Source organism: Pseudomonas sp. 203-8, assembly GCF_020708595.1.
Taxonomy (GTDB): domain Bacteria; phylum Pseudomonadota; class Gammaproteobacteria; order Pseudomonadales; family Pseudomonadaceae; genus Pseudomonas; species Pseudomonas aeruginosa.
Window position 1 is genome coordinate 100,955 of sequence record NZ_JAJFDF010000005.1, and the last position, 18,525, is coordinate 119,479.

Below are 18,525 nucleotides of genomic sequence, written 5' to 3' on the forward strand. Positions count from 1 at the left end.
CCATCGTCTACCCTCAGGAACTGGTAGACCTTCGCTCGTGATAGCCTCTTGAGGTAAACAAGCTCTTCCTACCGGCTTGTCTTTCGCCCTGGCGACGAACAAGGAAGGCCCCTTGAAACTGGACTCCCGACACAGCCTCTCGCTCAAGCTGCTGCGTGTCGTGCTACTGGCGGCGCTAGCCGTTGGCGTAGTGCTCAGTTGCGCGCAGATCGTCTTCGACGCCTACAAGGCCAAGCAGGCGGTGAGCAGCGACGCCCAACGCATCCTCGCGATGGTCCGCGACCCTTCCACCCAGGCGGTCTACAGCCTCGACCGGGAAATGGCGATGCAGGTCCTCGAAGGCCTGTTCCAGCACGAGGCGGTGCGCCAGGCGAGCATCGGCCATCCCGGCGAGCCGATGCTGGCGGAGAAATCCAGGCCGCTGCTGGACCTGCCGACGCGCTGGCTGACCGACCCGATCCTCGGCCAGGAACGCACCTTCAGCATTCGACTGATCGGCCGCCCGCCCTATAGCGAATACTACGGCGACCTGAAGATCACCCTGGACACCGCGCCCTACGGCGAGAACTTCGTCACCACTTCGGAAATCATCTTCATCTCCGGCATTCTCCGCGCCCTGGCCATGGGCCTGGTGCTGTTCCTGGTCTACCACTGGATGCTGACCAAGCCGCTGTCGAAGATCATCGAGCACCTGGTCAGCATCAATCCCGACCGCCCCAGCCAGCACCAGTTGCCGCTGCTCAAGGGGCACGAACGCAACGAGCTGGGGCTCTGGGTGACCACCGCCAACCAGTTGCTCGCCTCGATCGAAAGCAACAGCCACCTGCGTCGCGAGGCCGAGGACAACCTGCTGCGCATTTCCCAGTACGACTTCCTCACCGGCCTGCCGAACCGCCAGTTGCTGCAACAGCAACTCGACCAGATCCTCGACGGCGCCGGCCGCCAGCAGCGCCGGGTGGCAGTGCTGTGCCTGGGCCTCGACGATTTCAAGGGGATCAACGAGCAGTACACCTACCAGCTCGGCGACCAGCTGCTGATCGCCCTCGCCGACCGCCTGCGCGGGCACAGCGCGCGGCTCGGTTCGCTGGCGCGCCTGGGCGGCGACCAGTTCGCCCTGGTCCAGGCCGACATCGAGCAACCCTACGAGGCGGCCGAACTGGCGCAGAGCATCCTCGACGGCCTGGAAGCGCCGTTCGAGATCGACCAGCACGAGGTGCGCCTGCGCGCCACCATCGGTATCACCCTGTTCCCCGAGGACGGCGAGACCACAGAGAAACTGCTGCAGAAGGCCGAGCAGACCATGACCCTGGCCAAGACCCGCTCGCGCAACCGCTACCAGTTCTACATCGCCAGCGTGGACAGCGAAATGCGTCGCCGCCGGGAACTGGAAAAGGACCTGCGCGACGCCCTGCAGCGCCACGAGCTGCACCTCGTCTACCAGCCGCAGGTGGACTACCGCGACCACCGCGTGGTCGGCGTCGAGGCGCTGCTGCGCTGGCAACATCCGTTGCACGGCTTCGTCCCGCCGGACCTGTTCATCCCGCTGGCGGAACAGAACGGCAGCATCTTCAGCATCGGCGAGTGGGTGCTCGACCAGGCCTGCCGGCAGTTGCGCGAATGGCACGACCAGGGCTTCGACGACCTGCGCATGGCGGTCAATCTTTCCACCGTGCAGCTCCACCACAACGCCCTGCCACGGGTGGTCAGCAACCTGCTGCAGGTCTACCGCCTGCCGGCGCGCAGCCTGGAGCTGGAAGTCACCGAGACCGGCCTGATGGAGGACATCTCCACTGCCGCCCAGCACCTCCTCAGCCTGCGCCGCGCCGGCGCGCTGATCGCCATCGACGATTTCGGCACCGGCTATTCCTCGCTGAGCTACCTGAAGAGCCTGCCGCTGGACAAGATCAAGATCGACAAGAGTTTCGTCCAGGACCTGCTGCAGGACGAGGACGACGCGACCATCGTTCGCGCCATCATCCAGCTCGGCAAGAGCCTGGGCATGCAGGTGATCGCCGAGGGCGTGGAAACCGCCGAGCAGGAGGCGTACATCATCGCCGAAGGTTGCAACGAAGGTCAGGGCTACCTGTACAGCAAGCCGCTGCCGGCCAGGGAACTGACCCAGTACCTCAAGCAGGCGCGACGCCTGAGCCAGGCCACCAGCAGCGAACGGCCCTGATCAGAACAGGCGGCTGAACAGCCAGCCCGCCAATAGCGCGCTGCCCAGGCAGAGCAACGCGGCCCCCGCCGCCTGGCGGCGCAGTTGCACGGCGAGATCGTCCTCGCCCTGGCTGGAGAGAATGAAGGGATGCGCCTCCCCCGGCTTGCCGAGCCGGTGGCGGGTCGGCGCGGCGCTGCTTGCCCGATGCCGATCCTCGGCCTCCAGCCGTGCCGCCAGGCGCACCCGGTTCCATTCGCGCTCGTCCAGCTCGCCGTTGCCGTCGCTGTCGAAGCGCGCCAGCAGCCCGTGGAAATCGCCCTTCCATTCACGGATCACCGCACCCTGCGCCCGTTCGGCATCGAGTCCCTGGCGACCGCCACCGCTGCTGCGGAATTCGCCCAGCGCATAGAGCGGCTCGCCGGCATGCAGGCGCTCCTCGGTGTAGCGGTAGAGCCGCTCTCCGCCGACCAGGGTGCCGAAGCTCTCCAGCAGTCGCAGGGTATCGATCGGTGCTTCGCGAAAAGCCTCCCAGCGCTGCTGGGTCAAGGGTCGCACCTCGGCGCCGCGTGGGTCGACCAGGCAGGCATCGGTGGCATCGCGCAAGCCGAATGGCGACTCGCTGGCACCTTTGTCGACGGTGCGCCAGGCCTTCTCGCGGCCACTGCGCTTTTCCTCGACTTCGATGCGGTAGCGCCACCACAGGCACGGCTTGCCGGTCAAGGGAGCCTGCAGCGGGCCTTCCGGGCCCTCCTCGAGCACCCCGTAGAGTTCGACGAAACCCTGCGCCGCCGAACGGATCCGCGAGGTCGGTACGTCGCCGAGCAGACGCGCCCGGGCAAGGCGGTGCACGAACTGCCAGCCGGCCCAGGCGCAGAGCCCCAGGCTGGCGGCGATGAACAGCCAGCGCAGGTCGAAGTCCATCTCAGCCGAACAGGGCCTTGAGATCGACGTCGGCCTTCTCCGCCTCGCTGAACTGCAACAGCTCGGCGGCCTTGAAGCCAGCGACACGAGCGATCAGCAGGTCGGGAAATTGCTCGATGCGCACGTTGTTCAGGTTCACCGCCTCGTTGTACAGCTCGCGGCGATCGGCGATCCCGTTCTCCAGGCCGCTGATGCGCTGGGAAAGGAACTGGAAACTTTCGTTGGCCTTGAGCTGCGGGTAGTTCTCGGCCAGCGCGAAGAGCTGCCCCAGGCCGGCGCGCAGGCCGCTCTCGGCCTTGCCCAGGGCATTCACGTCGGCGCGCTCGCGGGCGCTGGCGACGGCGTTGCGGGCGGCGATGACCCGCTCCAGGGTGGCGCGCTCGTGCTGCATGTATTGCTTGCAGGCCTCGACCAGCTTCGGCAGCTCGTCATGGCGCTGCTTGAGGAGCACGTCGATGTTGGCCCAGGCCTTGCCCACGGCGTGCTTCAGCCGTACCAGGCCGTTGTAGAGCACCACCGCGTAGCCGGCGAGCAGCAGCAGGACAACCCAGAAAGCGATAGCGGTCAGACTCATGGACGGAGCTCCGGAAGAATATGCTGGCATTCTAGCTGCGCCCGACATGTCCAGGCACGACGGCGATCACGCTGCGCCCTTTTCAAAAATGCAAATCTTTCGCATTATGTGGCAGTTTTTTAACGCCCTCGCGGGTGTTTCCGACAAGCGCACGCCGCTTCGGCACGCCACCAATAAAGCAAAGGAATCCGCCATGACTCGTATGCCCCTGGCCACCGCCAGTCTGCTGGCCCTCGCCATCTCCCTCGCCGGCTGCGGCGACGACAAGAAAGCCGAAGCGCCCGCAACACCGGCGGCCAGCACGCAGCCCGCCGCGCCCGCCGCCGCCCCGGCCGCCAAGGTCGACGAGGCCGCCGCCAAGGCAGTGATCAAGAACTACGCGGACCTCGCCGAAGCCACCTTCGCCGACGCCCTGAGCACCGCCAAGGACCTGCAGAAAGCCATCGACGCGTTCCTCGCCAAGCCTGACGCGGAGACCCTGAAAGCCGCCAAGGAAGCCTGGTTTGCCGCACGTACCCCCTACTCCCAGAGCGAAGCCTTCCGCTTCGGCAACGCGATCATCGACGACTGGGAAGGACAGGTTAACGCCTGGCCGCTGGACGAAGGCCTGATCGACTATGTCGCCAAGGACTACCAGCACGCCCTGGGCAACCCTGGCGCCACCGCCAACATCGTCGCCAACACCGAGATCCAGGTCGGCGAAGACAAGATCGACGTCAAGGAAATCACCGGCGAGAAACTGGCCAGCCTGAACGAGCTGGGCGGTTCCGAAGCCAACGTCGCCACCGGCTACCACGCCATCGAGTTCCTCCTCTGGGGCCAGGACCTGAACGGCACCGGTCCGGGCGCCGGCAACCGTCCCGCCACCGACTATGCCCAGGGCAAGGACTGCACCGGCGGCCATTGCGACCGTCGCGCCGCCTACCTGAAGGCCGTCACCGACCTGCTGGTCAGCGACCTCGAATACATGGCCGGACAGTGGAAAGCCGGCGTCGCCGACAACTACCGCGCCAAGCTGGAAGCCGAACCGGTGGATACCGGCCTGCGCAAGATGTTCTTCGGCATGGGCAGCCTGTCCCTCGGCGAACTGGCCGGCGAGCGCATGAAGGTCGCGCTGGAGGCCAACTCCACCGAAGACGAGCACGACTGCTTCAGCGACGACACCCACCACACCCTGTTCTTCAACGGCAAGAGCATCCGCAACATCTACCTCGGCGAGTACAAGCGCATCGACGGCAGCGTGGTCAAGGGCCCGAGCCTGGCCGACCTGGTCGCCAAGGCCGACGCCGCCGCCAACGACACCCTGAAGGCCGACCTGGCCGACACCGAGGCCAAGCTGCAGGCCATCGTCGACAGCGCCGAGAAGGATGGCGTGCACTTTGACCAGATGATCGCTCCGGACAACAAGGACGGCCAGCAGAAGATCCGCGACGCCATCGCCGCCCTGGTCAAGCAGACCGGCGCCATCGAGCAGGCCGCTGGCAAGCTGGGTATCCAGGACCTGAAGCCGGACAACGCCGACCACGAGTTCTGATTCCTTCCTGTGCCAACAGCGTGCGGCCCATGGCCGCACGCTGCGTTTCAGGGCCTCGAAAGCGGTCTTCGCGGGCCTTTACAAACGCAAATCCCTCTTATTTTGATTAGCCCCAACTGGTAAGCTTGCGGGCTGTTTCCACGCAGTCCCGGGATGTTCGCCGATGTCGTTGCCGTCACCTTCCATGCCGCTTGCCTGTCTCCTGACGGCGCTCCTTCTGGGCGGATGCGGCGCCGACGACGAACCGCTGCGCGCCGAGCCCGGCGAACACCTGTCCGGGGGCGCGACCACGGTGCTGCAAAGCGACCGCAACGCCTTCTCCCTGCCCTCCGCCAACCTCGCCCCGAGCCGGCGCCTGGACTTCAGCGTGGGCAACAGTTTCTTCCGCAACCCCTGGGTCATCGCCCCTTCCTCCACCACCGCGCGCGATGGTCTGGGGCCGCTGTTCAATACCAACGCCTGCCAGAACTGCCATGTGAAGGACGGCCGCGGCCACCCGCCGGGAGCGGACGCGGTCAGCGCGGTGTCGATGCTGGTACGCCTGTCGATCCCGGCCGGCCCTGCGGACGGCAAGACCCTGTTGCACCAGGGGGTGATTCCCGAGCCGACCTACGGTGGCCAGTTGCAGGACGTCGGCATTCCCGGCGTCGCCCCGGAAGGCAAGGTGCGGGTGGACTACGAGCCGCTGAAGGTGAGGTTCGAGGACGGCACCGAGGTCGAACTGCGCAAGCCGATCCTGCGTATCAGCCAGCTCGGCTATGGGCCGATGCATCCGCAGACGATGTTTTCCGCCCGCGTCGCCCCGCCGATGATCGGGCTCGGCCTGCTCGAGGCGATTCCCGAAGAGGCGATCCTGGCCAATGCCGATCCGGACGACCGCAACGGCGACGGTATCCGCGGGCGCGCCAACCAGGTCTGGGATGCCGCGCGGCAGCGCACCGCGCTCGGCCGCTTCGGCTGGAAGGCCGGCCAGCCGGATATCCCGCAGCAGAACGCGCACGCCTTCGCCAACGACATGGGCCTGACCAGCAGCCTGCTGCCCCACGACGACTGCAGCGCCGCCCAGGTCGAGTGCCGCCGGGCGCCCGACGGCGGCGAGCCGGAAGTCAGCGACAACATCTTCGCCCAGGTGCTGTTCTACAGCCGCAACCTGGCGGTCCCGGCGCGGCGCAAGGTGGACGACCCGCAGGTGCTGGCCGGCAAGCGTCTGTTCGCCCAGGCCAACTGCGTGGCCTGCCACGTTCCCGCCTTCACTACCGGTTCCGACGCCAGCGAGCCGGAGCTGGCCAACCAGCGGATTCGTCCCTATTCCGACCTGTTGCTGCATGACATGGGCGACGGCTTGGCGGACAATCGCCCGGAATTTCTCGCCAGCGGGCGGGACTGGCGAACCCCGCCGCTATGGGGCATCGGCCTGACCGAAACGGTCAACGGCCACACCCAGTTCCTCCACGACGGGCGCGCCCGCAATCTGCTGGAGGCGATCCTCTGGCACGGCGGCGAAGCCGAAGCGGCCAAGCGGCACGTGCTCGGCTTCGACGCCGACCAGCGCAGCGCCCTGCTGGCCTTCCTGAATTCACTCTGAGGAGCCCACATGTTCCGCCCACGACTGCTCTTGACCAGCCTCGCCATCGCCCTCGGCGCCTGCTCGCCGCAAGACCCGCAGGCCGTCACCAGTGCCGCCCTGGCGCAACAGGTGATCCTGCCGACCTACAGCCGCTGGGTGGAGGCCGACCAGGCCTTGGCCAGCAGCGCCCTGGCCTACTGCCAGGGCAAGGAAGACCTGGCCAAGGCCCGCGACGCGTTCCACGCCGCGCAGAAGGCCTGGGCCGAGCTGCAACCGCTGCTGATCGGCCCGCTGGCCGAGGGCAACCGCGCCTGGCAGGTGCAGTTCTGGCCGGACAAGAAGGACCTGGTCGGGCGCCAGGTCGAACAGTTGCTGAAGAACAACCCGCAGGTCGACGCCGCGGCCCTGGCCAAGGCCAGCGTGGTGGTGCAGGGGCTCTCCGCCTACGAATACATCCTCTTCGACAGCAAGATCGACCTCGCCGACGCCGCCACCAAGGCCCGCTATTGCCCGTTGCTGGAAGCCATCGGCACCCACCAGCAGCAACTGGCCCAGGACATCCTGGCGCGCTGGAAGAACGACGGCGGCATGCTCACCCAGATGAGCAAGTTCCCCAACGACCGCTACGCCGACGCCCACGAGGCGATCGCCGAGCTGCTGCGGGTCCAGGTCACCGCCCTGGACATGCTGAAGAAGAAACTCGGTACTCCGCTGGGCCGGCAGAGCAAGGGCATTCCCCAGCCCTACCAGGCCGAGGCCTGGCGCAGCAACGCCTCGCTGGCCAGCCTGGACGCCAGCCTGAGCGGCGCCCAGGCGCTCTGGGAAGGTATCGACGGCAAGGGCCTGAAGACCCTGCTGCCGGCCGAACAGAAGGACCTGGCCGGCAAGATCGACGCCGCCTACGCCGACAGCCACGCGAAGCTGGCGGCGCTGGAACAGAAACCGCTCTCCGAACTGCTCGCCAGCGAAGACGGGCGCAACCAGCTCAACGCCCTCTATGACAGCCTGAACGTGGTCCACCGCCTGCACGAAGGCGACCTGGCCCGCGCCCTCGGCGTGCAACTGGGCTTCAACGCCAACGATGGCGACTGAGGTCGGCACCATGCTGCGACGTCATGTGATCGGCCTGGGCAGCCTGCTGCTCGGCGCCTTGTCCTTCGGCGGCTGGAGCTTCAGCCGCCTGGGTAGCCAACCGCTGGTGCTATCGGCGCGCGACGACGCCGATGGCCAGCATTACGCGGTGGGCTACCGCCTGGACGGCAAGTGCCAGTTCGCCACCCGCGTGGCCCAGCGCTGCCACGACATCGTCCAGCACCCGAGCCTGCCGCTGGCGCTGTTCGTCGCCCGCCGGCCAGGCACCGAAAGCTACCTGATCGACCTGAACGACGGTCGCCTGCTGCAGACCCTGGTCTCGCAGAAAGACCGCCACTTCTACGGCCACGGCGTGTTCCACCAGAGCGGCGAGTGGCTCTACGCCACCGAGAACGACACTACCAATCCCGGTCGCGGCGTGCTCGGCGTCTACCGTTTCGACGGCGAGCGACTGCAGCACAGCGGCGAGATCTCCACCCACGGCCTCGGGCCGCACCAGGTTTCCTGGATGCCCGACGGCGAGACCCTGGTAGTGGCCAATGGCGGCATTCGTACCGAGGCGGAAAGCCGGGTCGAGATGAACCTCGACGCCATGGAGCCCAGCCTGGTGCTGATGCGCCGCGACGGCAACCTGCTGTCCAAGGAAACCCTGGCGCAGCAGATGAACAGCGTCCGCCACCTGGCGATCGGTCGCGACGGCACCATCGTCGCCGGCCAGCAGTTCATGGGCGATGCCCACGAACATGCCGACCTGCTGGCGATCAAGCGCCCCGGCCGTCCCTTCGAAGCCTTCCCGGTGGCCGAGGAGCAGCGCCTGGCGATGGCCCAGTACACCGCCAGCGTGGCGATCCACGACGACCTGCGCCTGGTGGCCCTGACCGCCCCGCGCGGCAACCGTTTCTTCATCTGGGACCTGGACAGCGGTGCCGTACGCCTCGACGCGCCGTTGCCGGACTGCGCCGGCGTGGGCGCGGTGAAGAACGGCTTCGTCGTCACGTCCGGACAGGGCCGTTGCCGCTTCTACGACTGCCAGGGCGAGCGCATCGCCGCGCAACCGCTGGAGCTGCCTTCCGGCCTCTGGGACAACCACCTGCACCTGGCCTGAGAGCGCGGCGTCAACCTCTCGCCATACCGGTCCGCGAAAGTCGGAAGCGACCTGCAACACGCTTGAAATCTTTCGCCAATCCTGTGCTTTGACAAGCCTTGAAAGCTGCACGTAATGTGTCGGATTCGCCCCGAAACGGGGCGCTCTCGGCATACCAGGGACCAGGATTATGTTGCTCCGCCGCATGTTGATCATGCTCGCCGCGGTGATCGCCGTGGTGGCGATTCTCGCCGGCTACAAGGTCTACTCCATCCGTCAGCAGATCGCCCTTTTCAGCGCACCGAAACCGCCGATCAGCGTGACCGCCAGCCTGGCCGAAAAGCGTCCCTGGCAGAGCCGCCTGCCAGCCATCGGCAGCCTCAAGGCATTCCAGGGCGTGACCCTCACCGCCGAAGTCTCCGGCACGGTACGCGACGTACTGTTCCTTTCCGGCGACCAGGTGAAGCTGGACCAACCGCTGATCCAGTTGGAAAGCGACGTCGAGGAAGCCACCCTGCGCACTGCCGAGGCCGATCTCGGCCTGGCCAGGGCCGAGTACCAGCGCGGCCGCGAACTGATCGGCAGCAAGGCCATCTCGAAAAGCGAATTCGATCGTCTCGCCGCGCAGTGGGCCAAGACCAGCGCCACCGTCGCCGAGCTGAAGGCGGCGCTGGCGAAGAAGCGCGTGCTCGCGCCCTTCGCCGGGACCATCGGCATCCGCCAGGTGGACGTCGGCGACTACGTCTCGCCCGGGACGCCGATCGCCACCTTGCAGGACCTTTCCACCCTGCTCCTGGATTTCCACCTGCCCGAGCAGGACTTCCCCCTGCTCAGCCGCGGCCAGCTGGTGAAGGTCCGGGTCGCCGCCTACCCCGGCCAGGTGTTCGACGCCGAGATCGCCGCCATCAACCCCAAGGTCGACAACGAGACCCGCAACCTGCAGGTCCGCGCTGCCCTGGAGAACCCGGACGGCAAGCTGCTGCCGGGCATGTTCGCCAACCTCGAGGTGATGTTGCCTGGCGAGGAACAACGCGTCGTGGTGCCGGAGACGGCGATCACCTTCACCCTCTACGGCGACTCGATCTACGTCGTCGGGCAGAAGAAGGACGAGCAGGGCCAGGTGTCGAAGGATGACAAGGGCCAGCCGCAACAGGTCGTCGAGCGCCGCTTCGTCAGGATCGGCGAACGCCGCGAAGGCCTGGCGGTGGTGCTCGAAGGCCTTGAGGGCGGCGAGCAGGTAGTGACTTCCGGGCAACTGAAGCTCGACAACGGCGCCGCGGTGGCCATCGTCGCCGAGCGGGACCTCCAGCAAGAGCACTGAGTCGCGCGCCTTCCCACTCCGTGGCGGAAGGCTTGCCAAGGGACTGAAACATGGCTTTTACCGATCCGTTCATCCGTCGTCCGGTCCTGGCGAGCGTGGTCAGCCTGCTGATCGTCCTGCTCGGCATGCAGGCCTTCAGCAAGCTGGTGATCCGCGAGTATCCGCAAATGGAGAACGCGCTGATCACGGTGACCACGCTCTACGCCGGAGCCAACGCGGAAACCATCCAGGGCTACATCACCCAGCCGCTGCAGCAGAGCCTGGCCAGCGCCGAAGGCATCGACTACATGACCTCGGTGAGCCGGCAGAACTATTCGACCATCTCCATCTACGCGCGGATCGGCGCCAATACCGATCGCCTGGTCACCGAGCTGCTGGCCAAGTCCAACGAAGTGAAGAGCCAGCTGCCGCCGGACGCCGAGGACCCGGTGCTGCAGAAGGAGGCCGCGGACGCCTCGGCGCTGATGTACATCAGCTTCTACAGCGAGCAGATGAACAACCCGCAGATCACCGACTACCTGTCGCGGGTGATCCAGCCCAAGCTGGCGACCCTGCCCGGTATCGCCGAGGCGGAGATCCTCGGCAACCAGGTGTTCGCCATGCGCCTGTGGCTGGACCCGGTGAAGATGGCCGCGTTCGGCGTCACCGCCGGCGAGATCAACCAGGCGGTGCAGCAGTACAACTTCCTCGCCGCCGCCGGCGAGGTGAAGGGCCAGTTGGTGGTCACCAGCGTCAATGCTTCCACCGACCTCAAGTCGCCCCAGGCCTTCGCCGCCATCCCGGTGAAGACCGACGGCGACCGCCGGGTGCTGATGGGTGATGTCGCACGGGTCGAACTGGGCGCCGCCAGCTACGACGCGATCAGTTCGTTCAATGGGATTCCCTCGGTCTACATCGGCATCAAGGGCACGCCCAGCGCCAACCCGCTGGACGTGATCAAGGAAGTGCGGGCGAAGATGCCCGAACTGGAAGAGCAATTGCCGCCCAACCTCAAGGTGTCCATCGCCTACGACGCCACGCGCTTCATTCAGGCCTCCATCGATGAAGTGGTGAAGACCCTCGGCGAGGCGGTGCTGATCGTCATCGTGGTGGTGTTCCTGTTCCTCGGCGCGTTCCGTTCGGTACTGATCCCGGTGGTGACCATTCCGCTGTCGATGATCGGCGTATTGTTCTTCATGCAGGCCATGGGCTACTCGATCAACCTGCTGACCCTGCTGGCGATGGTCCTGGCCATCGGGCTGGTGGTGGACGACGCGATCGTGGTGGTGGAAAACATCCACCGCCACATCGAGGAGGGCAAGCCGCCCTTCGAGGCCGCCCTGGAGGGCGCGCGGGAGATCGCCGTACCGGTGGTCAGCATGACCATCACCCTCGCCGCGGTCTACGCGCCGATCGGTTTCCTCACCGGCCTCACCGGCGCCCTGTTCAAGGAGTTCGCCTTCACCCTGGCCGGCGCGGTGATCATTTCCGGGATCGTCGCCCTGACCCTGTCGCCGATGATGTGCTCGCGCCTGCTGCGCCACGAGGAGAATCCCTCGGGCCTGGCGCATCGCCTCGACCTGATCTTCGAGGGCCTGAAGCGACGCTACCAGCGCGCCCTTCACGGCACCCTGGACACCCGTCCGGTGGTCCTGGTGTTCGCCGTGCTGGTACTGGCGCTGATCCCGGTACTGCTGATGTTCACCAAGAAGGAGCTGGCGCCGGAAGAGGACCAGGGCATCGTGTTCCTCATGACCAACTCGCCGCAGACCGCCAACCTCGACTACCTGAATCGCTACACCGCCGAGTTCGAAGGCATCTTCCGCAGCTTCCCGGAGTATTACTCGGCGTTCCAGATCAACGGCTACAACGGCGTCCAGACCGGCATCGGCGGCATGCTGCTCAAGCCCTGGGACGAACGCGAAAAGAGCCAGATGGAATTGCTCCATGCGGTGCAGGCGAAGCTCAACGAGATTCCCGGCGTGCAGATCTTCGCCTTCAACCTGCCGTCGCTACCGGGCACCGGCGAGGGCCTGCCATTCCAGTTCGTGCTCAACACCGCCAACGACTACGAGTCGCTGCTGCAAGTGGCGCAACGGGTGAAGCAGCGCGCCAGCGAGTCCGGCAAGTTCGCCTTCCTCGATCTCGACCTGGCGTTCGACAAACCCGAGCTGGTGGTCGACATCGACCGCGAGAAGGCCGCGCAGATGGGCGTCTCCATGCAGGACCTGGGGGTGGCGCTGGCCAGCCTGCTCGGCGAGGGCGAGATCAACCGCTTCACCATCGACGGGCGCAGCTACAAGGTCATCGCCCAGGTCGAACGCCCCTATCGCGACAATCCCGGCTGGCTCGGCAGCTACTACGTGAAGAGCCGCAACGGCCCACTGGTCGCCCTCTCGACCCTGATCGAGACCCACGAACGGGCACGGCCACGGCAACTGAACCAGTTCCAGCAGCTCAACTCGGCGATCATCTCCGGCTTCCCCATCGTCAGCATGGGCGAGGCCATCGAGACGGTTCAGCAGATCGCCCGCGAGGAAGCCCCGCGTGGCTTCGCCGTCGACTACGCCGGCGCTTCCCGGCAATACGTGCAGGAAGGCAGCGCATTGCTGGTCACCTTCGGACTGGCCCTGGCGATCATCTTCCTGGTCCTCGCCGCACAGTTCGAAAGCTTCCGCGATCCGCTGGTGATCATGGTCACCGTGCCGCTGTCGATCTGCGGTGCGCTGATACCGCTGTTCCTCGGCGTGTCGAGCCTGAACATCTATACCCAGGTCGGCCTGGTGACACTGATCGGCCTGATCAGCAAACACGGCATCCTGATCGTCGAGTTCGCCAACCAGTTGCGCCACGAACAGGGGCTGGGGCGTCGCGAGGCCATCGAGCAGGCCGCCGCGATCCGCCTGCGGCCAGTACTGATGACCACCGCGGCTATGGTGCTCGGGGTGATCCCGCTGATCCTCGCCACCGGCGCCGGGGCGGTCAGTCGCTTCGACATCGGCATCGTGATCGCGACCGGCATGTCGGTGGGCACCCTCTTCACCCTGTTCGTCCTGCCGTGCATCTACACCCTGGTGGCCAGGCCGGATGCCCCGCCAGGCGTGACGCAAGCGGCCAACGCACACTGATCGGAAACGGCGGACAGCGACAACAGCGCTGTCCGCCGGCGCTGTCGCCCCATCCCACAGCCCTCCGGGCGCGATCCTATGTCCGCCGGCAGCCGCCTCCAGTAGACTGCCCGCTGAAACGCAGTGGTGAGACGAGCATGGCCGAGAGCGCTTTTTCCGAACGTATCGTGCAGAACCTGCTGGATACCGACTTCTACAAGCTGACCATGATGCAGGCGGTGCTGCACAACTATCCCAACGCCGAGGTGGAGTGGGAGTTCCGCTGCCGCAACCAGGAAGACCTGCGCCTATACCTGCCGGCCATCCGCGAACAGCTGGAATACCTGGCGGGCCTGGCGATCAGCGACGAGCAACTGGCCTTCCTCGAACGGATTCCCTTCCTGGCGCCGGACTTCATCCGCTTCCTCGGGTTGTTCCGCTTCAACCCGCGCTACGTGCAGACCGGCATCGAGAACGACGAATTCTTCCTGCGCCTGAAAGGTCCCTGGCTGCACGTGATCCTCTTCGAAGTGCCGCTGCTGGCGATGATCAGCGAGGTGCGCAACCGCGCCCGCTACCCGGCCGCCACCGTCGAGCAGGCGCGCGAACGCCTGCAGGAAAAGTTCGATTGGCTGCGCCGGGAGGCCAGCGCCGAGGAACTGGCCGGCTTCAAGATGGCCGACTTCGGTACCCGCCGCCGCTTCTCCTATCGGGTCCACGAGGCGGTGGTGAGCGGTCTGAAGGAGGACTTTCCGGGCTGCTTCGTCGGCACCAGCAACGTCCACCTGGCACGCAAGCTCGACCTCAAGCCCCTCGGCACCATGGCCCACGAATGGCTGATGGCCCACCAGCAGCTCGGTCCGCGCCTGATCGACAGCCAGAGTGCCGCGTTGGACTGCTGGGTCCGCGAATACCGTGGGCTGCTCGGCATCGCGCTGACCGACTGCATCACCACCGATGCCTTCCTGCGCGACTTCGACCTCTATTTCGCCAAGCTCTTCGACGGCCTCCGCCACGACTCGGGCGACCCATTGCTGTGGGCGGAAAAGACCATCGCCCACTACCTCAAGCTGGGCATCGACCCGCTGACCAAGACCCTGGTGTTCTCCGACGGCCTCGACCTGCCGCGGGCCCTGAAGATCTATCGCGCGCTGCAGGGCCGGATCAACGTCAGCTTCGGCATAGGCACGCATTTCACCTGCGACCTGCCGGGCGTCGAGCCGATGAACATCGTGGTGAAGATGAGCGCCTGCAACGGCCATCCGGTGGCGAAGATCTCCGATACGTCCGGCAAGGCGCAATGCCGGGACCCTGACTTCATCCACTACCTCAAGCACGTGTTCCAGGTCGCCTAGGGCAAGCCTGGCGCGCTGCGGCAGGGTGGCGCATGAGGCCTGGTCCTTATTCGGCCCATGCCTCCGACGATCTCATCGCCCATGAAAAAGCCCCGCCAAGGCGGGGCTTTTTCGACAAGGAGACTCAGCGCGACAGGCTGGCTCCCCCCTGGGAAAGACCGAACATCAGCAGCAGGATGTCCTTGTTCGGCTGGACCTCCTGGCGCGTCGGCCGCTCGGCCTTGAGCGCCGAAGGCGTCGGGCAGTACTCATGACCGCCGCTCATCTGCACCACGTTCGGCGCGGGTTCGTGCCAGGCGGCAGCCGCGGCTGTAGCCACGGCGAGAGCGCCGACCAGCAACAAACCTCGAGTGATTTCTAATTTCATGTCTGCAACCCTTTGATGGCGCTGCCAAACGCCGTCTGGTAACCATAGATGAAGGCTTGCCACTGCGCGCCAGTCCACGACGAACGGCGCTTCAACTGCTTCAGGTCGTGCTGGGACGCCTTGTTCACCGTAAGGCGGCGGCGGCTCTTCTCCAGGTCGATCAGCGCTACTTCGATGGCCTCACCCTCGACGCGGACGAAGATGTGCTTCGGATAGAGACAACCGTGCTGCCAGTGGGCGAGATTCATCCGGGCAATGGTAGCGCCGATTTGTTGCAGAATTCTTTGGTGCTTCGCTTCGCCCCAGCGGTCCTGGTCACCGCGCGCATAGCACTCGTCGAGGCTGGAGAAACCCTCCAGGGCTTCGGTCACCAGCAGCGCCTGCCATTGCCCGTCGACCTTGCGGCAGCCGGAATAGATCAGGCGCGGCACGCGTATACCGAGCGACTCGAAGGCCCGTAGCGCATCGCGCTCGCGCATGGCGGTGGGATAGCCGAAAGGGCGCTGCCAGTCGCGGTAGACGTGGCCGGTCTGCTGCTTGCGATAGAGCAGCCGTCCATCGCCGGTGTACACCCGCTGCACGCCGCTCGCCCCGCCGCGCCGCTCGTTGGGCTCCTCGACCCAGCTGCCGGGTACCTGCAACCACTGGTCGATGGCGGAGTCGCCGGAGATACGTTGCAGGGATGCCAGATCGGGAGCCATCGTTATTCCTTTCGCAAGATATAGACCCGCCACATGTGATACAGCGGGATGAAATCGAGATGCTTCTGGACGACGAAGCCGGCGTCGCGGAACTCGCGCTCGACCGTTTCGGCTGGTAACACGAAGCGGTTCTGGTAGCCGGTCTGTTCCCCGTTCGCTACCCGCCGTGCCTCCATGCGCCTACGCTTCCAGGCCTTGAAATTGCCATCGACCCAGAGGGAAAGAATCACGCTGTCCCGCGTGACCCGGTGAAACTCGCGGAGCAGGACGCGTCGATCGTCCGCCTCGCCGATGTGGTGGAGCAGCCGCATGCAGAAGATATTGTCCACCGAGCTGTCCGGCAGGTCGATGGCGAAAGCGGAAGTCTGCAAGGGCCGTACCCGTTTCACTACACCGTCCGGCTGGCCGGCGCAGGCGACCGCCAGCATGTCCGCGGAATTGTCGGCGCCGATGATCACCCGGTTGTCCTTTTCCGCCAGCAGCGGCCAGAAGCGTCCGGCGCCGCAGGGCAGGTCGAGCACCAGGTTGGGCTGCCCCGCGAGCTTCAGCGCGTGCCGGGCGAGTTGGACGTCGCGCCGGTGGGAAAGTTTCCGGGCGAGGCCGTCCTGATGCTTCTTCAGGTAGGCCTCAGCATGCTCGCGATCATACTTGTGAGAAAAGTCGAGGTCGACAGGCGGATTGTTCATGACGGGAACTCCAGGATTCATGAGACGAACGGTATGAATCCAGCCGTCAAGCTCGGGTCAAGGGGTGGTGAATTTTTCGTCAAGCAACATCGAGTAAAACTTCGAACCGGCAGCCGTGCGGCTCCACCGCGCTGAGGGTTACGCTCCAGCCCTCGGCCGCGCAGATCCGCTTCACCAGCGAGAGCCCGAGGCCAAGGCCTTCGCCGCGCCCGGAGCTGGAACTGCCGCGAACGAAGGGCATGAAAATGCGTTCGCGTTGTTCTTCCGGGACGCCCGCCCCGGTGTCCTCGACGCTGAAACCATGCTCGTCGAGGGTCAGCGTGATGCTCCCGGCATCGGTGTAGTGGGTCGCGTTGCGCAACAGGTTGCCCATCACCGCGCGCAGCAGCGGCGCGTTGAACTGGCCGGCGCAGGCGCCTTCGTTGCGGTAGTGCAGGGTCAGTCCTCGCGCCTCGACCTGTTCGCGCCAGACCTGGACCAGGTCGTCGGCGATGCTCTCCAGGCTACCGTGGGGCGCCAGGCTTTCCTCGCCCTTCTGCGCACGCGCCAGCAACAGGAAGGTTTGCACCAGGTCGCGCATCTCCTCGGTGGCCTTGGTCATCCGCTCCAGTTGGCCACGGGCGCGCGGGCCGAGGCTGGGTTCTTCGGCCAGCAGTTCGCATGAGGTGGCGATGACCATCAACGGCGTACGCAACTCATGACTGACGTCGCTGGTGAACAATTGCTCGCGCTTGAGCGCGTCGCGCAGGCGGCCAAGGGTCTCGTCGAAGGAAGCGGCCAGCTCGCCGACCTCGTCGTTGGCGTAGTCCGGCGCCAACGGCGGCGCCAGACCGAGCAACTGTTCGCGATGCCGCACCTGGCGCGCCAGGCGCACCACCGGCTCCATCACCTTGCGCGCGAGCATCCAGCCAAGCAGGCCGGCCAGGGCGATGCTCAGCACGTAGCCGGTCAGCACCGAGGCGTAGAGCACCTGCTCGCGCGCTTCGAAATCGCTCTGGTCCTGCAGCAGGACGAAGCGGCGACCATCGATGTCGCGCACCAGCGCATGGAACGACAAGTCGCCCTCGAACACTTCGTGGAAACCGACATCCAGTTGGTCCAGCGCCGGCGGCATGGCGTAGGAGCCCTGGCCGTCGCTGATGAAGAAGCGCATGCCGGGATCGAGCACCGGGTTGCGTCCCTGGGCCAGGTCGTCGCGCAGGATGCGCTCCAGCTCGCCGCCCAGGTCGCGGGAAATCAGGCGCTCCTCGATGATGTGGACCACGCCGACGATGCCGGCGGAGAACAGTCCCCCCACGGCGACCGTCATCAGCATGAAGGCGATGACGATCCGGCGGGCGAGGCTCTGCTTATACTCCATTCGGCTCCTCCGCCAGGCGGTAGCCGACGCCATGCACCGTATGCAGCAAGGCCACGGAGAATGGCTTGTCGATCACCTGACGGAGTTGATGGACGTGGCTGCGCAGGCTGTCACTGTCCGGGCAGTCGTCGCCCCAGACCGCTTCTTCCAGGGCATCCCGGCGCACCACATGGGGGCTCTTCTGCATCAGCACTGCGAGCAGCTTGAGGCCGATCGGGTTGAGCTTGAGCGACTTGCCCGCGCGCTTGACCTCCAGGGTGTCCAGGTCATAGCTGAGATCGGCCACGCTCAGCTCGCGGCGGCCGCCACCCTGGGCGCGACGCAGCACCGCCTCGATGCGTGCGGAAAGTTCGGAAAGGGCGAAGGGCTTGACCAGGTAATCGTCGGCTCCGGAACGAAACCCCTGCAGGCGATCGTCCAACTGGTCGCGGGCGGTGAGCATGATCACCGGGGTGTCGCGCCGTGCGTCTTCGCGCAGGCGCCGGCACAGGGCATAGCCGTCGATTCCCGGCAGCATCACGTCGAGCACGATCAGGTCGTAGTGCTCGGTGGCCGCCAGGTGCAGGCCGGACAGCCCGTCCTGCGCGCAATCCACGGTATAGCCCTTGAGCGACAGGTAATCGGCCAGGTTGGCCAGGATGTCGCGGTTGTCTTCGACCACCAGTATTCGCATGTCCCACTCCTTCGCAGGAAGACCGATTGAGCGCCTCTCGCGCATT

Annotated in this window: 15 protein-coding genes; 8 read left to right on the top strand and 7 right to left on the bottom strand. The window is 65.9% G+C overall.

From position 1 onward, the window contains the following. Nucleotides 1-112: 112 nt before the first annotated feature. The gene (gene bifA / locus LJF27_RS13065; protein WP_003094007.1) at nucleotides 113-2,176 is read left to right on the top strand and encodes a cyclic-di-GMP phosphodiesterase BifA; all 2,064 of its coding nucleotides are present in this window, start codon (nucleotides 113-115) and stop codon (nucleotides 2,174-2,176) included. On the opposite strand, the gene LJF27_RS13070 is transcribed toward bifA, so the two are convergent. Both LJF27_RS13070 and LJF27_RS13075 read right to left on the bottom strand, forming a co-directional pair. Beyond that, nucleotides 2,177-3,079 (bottom strand): GIDE domain-containing protein, encoded by a 903-nt coding sequence (locus LJF27_RS13070; RefSeq protein ID WP_003120884.1) that lies wholly within the window; start codon nucleotides 3,077-3,079, stop codon nucleotides 2,177-2,179. Between the two features lies 1 nt (nucleotide 3,080). Beyond that, entirely contained in the window at nucleotides 3,081-3,653 is a 573-nt protein-coding gene (locus LJF27_RS13075) for a LemA family protein (RefSeq protein ID WP_003094011.1), read from the bottom strand. Between the two features lie 193 nt (nucleotides 3,654-3,846). Here LJF27_RS13075 and LJF27_RS13080 point away from each other — a divergent pair, with 193 nt between their 5' ends. From LJF27_RS13080 to pncB, 7 genes are all read left to right on the top strand, one after another. Beyond that, on the top strand, nucleotides 3,847-5,187 hold the full coding sequence (locus LJF27_RS13080; protein WP_003112765.1) for an imelysin family protein: 1,341 nt from the start codon (nucleotides 3,847-3,849) through the stop codon (nucleotides 5,185-5,187). 163 nt (nucleotides 5,188-5,350) lie between these two features. Next, a complete protein-coding gene (locus tag LJF27_RS13085; protein WP_003102642.1) occupies nucleotides 5,351-6,772 on the top strand; it encodes a di-heme oxidoredictase family protein in 1,422 nt (473 codons plus the stop codon). A 9-nt stretch (nucleotides 6,773-6,781) separates the two neighbouring features. Next, nucleotides 6,782-7,846, top strand: a complete 1,065-nt coding sequence (locus tag LJF27_RS13090) for an imelysin family protein (protein WP_003102644.1) — start codon at nucleotides 6,782-6,784, stop codon at nucleotides 7,844-7,846. A gap of 10 nt (nucleotides 7,847-7,856) precedes the next feature. After that, nucleotides 7,857-8,951 carry a DUF1513 domain-containing protein gene (locus LJF27_RS13095; RefSeq protein ID WP_023103495.1) on the top strand — a complete coding sequence of 365 codons (1,095 nt, stop codon included), beginning with the start codon at nucleotides 7,857-7,859 and terminating at the stop codon, nucleotides 8,949-8,951. Between the two features lie 169 nt (nucleotides 8,952-9,120). Further along, nucleotides 9,121-10,251 (top strand): multidrug efflux RND transporter periplasmic adaptor subunit MexV, encoded by a 1,131-nt coding sequence (mexV, locus tag LJF27_RS13100; protein WP_003116198.1) that lies wholly within the window; start codon nucleotides 9,121-9,123, stop codon nucleotides 10,249-10,251. 50 nt (nucleotides 10,252-10,301) lie between these two features. Next, nucleotides 10,302-13,358, top strand: coding sequence for a multidrug efflux RND transporter permease subunit MexW (mexW, locus tag LJF27_RS13105; protein WP_023116751.1), 3,057 nt, complete (start codon nucleotides 10,302-10,304; stop codon nucleotides 13,356-13,358). 137 nt (nucleotides 13,359-13,495) lie between these two features. Then, the gene (gene pncB, locus LJF27_RS13110) at nucleotides 13,496-14,692 is read left to right on the top strand and encodes a nicotinate phosphoribosyltransferase (RefSeq protein WP_019396388.1); all 1,197 of its coding nucleotides are present in this window, start codon (nucleotides 13,496-13,498) and stop codon (nucleotides 14,690-14,692) included. A gap of 124 nt (nucleotides 14,693-14,816) precedes the next feature. Here the strand turns inward: pncB and LJF27_RS13115 are convergent, their stop codons facing one another. The 5 genes from LJF27_RS13115 to LJF27_RS13135 form a co-directional block, all read right to left on the bottom strand. Further along, nucleotides 14,817-15,059: a hypothetical protein gene (locus LJF27_RS13115; RefSeq protein WP_003102660.1), complete on the bottom strand. Its 243-nt coding sequence runs from the start codon at nucleotides 15,057-15,059 to the stop codon at nucleotides 14,817-14,819. After that, nucleotides 15,056-15,760, bottom strand: coding sequence for a lipopolysaccharide kinase InaA family protein (locus tag LJF27_RS13120; RefSeq protein ID WP_003120889.1), 705 nt, complete (start codon nucleotides 15,758-15,760; stop codon nucleotides 15,056-15,058). The genes LJF27_RS13115 and LJF27_RS13120 overlap by 4 nt, the downstream gene beginning before the upstream one ends. 2 nt (nucleotides 15,761-15,762) lie before the next feature. Then, nucleotides 15,763-16,446, bottom strand: coding sequence for a class I SAM-dependent methyltransferase (locus LJF27_RS13125; RefSeq protein ID WP_003094031.1), 684 nt, complete (start codon nucleotides 16,444-16,446; stop codon nucleotides 15,763-15,765). Nucleotides 16,447-16,525: 79 nt separating this feature from the next. Next, complete coding sequence (locus LJF27_RS13130) at nucleotides 16,526-17,806, bottom strand: sensor histidine kinase (protein WP_003094037.1); 1,281 nt, start codon at nucleotides 17,804-17,806, stop codon at nucleotides 16,526-16,528. Then, the gene (locus tag LJF27_RS13135) at nucleotides 17,796-18,479 is read right to left on the bottom strand and encodes a response regulator transcription factor (protein ID WP_003094039.1); all 684 of its coding nucleotides are present in this window, start codon (nucleotides 18,477-18,479) and stop codon (nucleotides 17,796-17,798) included. The genes LJF27_RS13130 and LJF27_RS13135 overlap by 11 nt, the downstream gene beginning before the upstream one ends. Nucleotides 18,480-18,525: the final 46 nt, after the last annotated feature.

Excerpts from the sequence above, each read along its gene's own strand:
- LJF27_RS13070 (WP_003120884.1), bottom strand. The coding sequence starts at position 3,079 with ATGGACTTCGACCTGCGCTGGCTGTTCATCGCCGCCAGCCTGGGGCTC.
- LJF27_RS13075 (WP_003094011.1), bottom strand. The coding sequence starts at position 3,653 with ATGAGTCTGACCGCTATCGCTTTCTGGGTTGTCCTGCTGCTGCTCGCC.
- LJF27_RS13080 (WP_003112765.1), top strand. The coding sequence starts at position 3,847 with ATGACTCGTATGCCCCTGGCCACCGCCAGTCTGCTGGCCCTCGCCATC.
- LJF27_RS13085 (WP_003102642.1), top strand. The coding sequence starts at position 5,351 with ATGTCGTTGCCGTCACCTTCCATGCCGCTTGCCTGTCTCCTGACGGCG.
- LJF27_RS13090 (WP_003102644.1), top strand. The coding sequence starts at position 6,782 with ATGTTCCGCCCACGACTGCTCTTGACCAGCCTCGCCATCGCCCTCGGC.
- LJF27_RS13095 (WP_023103495.1), top strand. The coding sequence starts at position 7,857 with ATGCTGCGACGTCATGTGATCGGCCTGGGCAGCCTGCTGCTCGGCGCC.
- mexV (WP_003116198.1), top strand. The coding sequence starts at position 9,121 with ATGTTGCTCCGCCGCATGTTGATCATGCTCGCCGCGGTGATCGCCGTG.
- mexW (WP_023116751.1), top strand. The coding sequence starts at position 10,302 with ATGGCTTTTACCGATCCGTTCATCCGTCGTCCGGTCCTGGCGAGCGTG.
- pncB (WP_019396388.1), top strand. The coding sequence starts at position 13,496 with ATGGCCGAGAGCGCTTTTTCCGAACGTATCGTGCAGAACCTGCTGGAT.
- LJF27_RS13115 (WP_003102660.1), bottom strand. The coding sequence starts at position 15,059 with ATGAAATTAGAAATCACTCGAGGTTTGTTGCTGGTCGGCGCTCTCGCC.
- LJF27_RS13120 (WP_003120889.1), bottom strand. The coding sequence starts at position 15,760 with ATGGCTCCCGATCTGGCATCCCTGCAACGTATCTCCGGCGACTCCGCC.
- LJF27_RS13125 (WP_003094031.1), bottom strand. The coding sequence starts at position 16,446 with ATGAACAATCCGCCTGTCGACCTCGACTTTTCTCACAAGTATGATCGC.
- LJF27_RS13130 (WP_003094037.1), bottom strand. The coding sequence starts at position 17,806 with ATGGAGTATAAGCAGAGCCTCGCCCGCCGGATCGTCATCGCCTTCATG.
- LJF27_RS13135 (WP_003094039.1), bottom strand. The coding sequence starts at position 18,479 with ATGCGAATACTGGTGGTCGAAGACAACCGCGACATCCTGGCCAACCTG.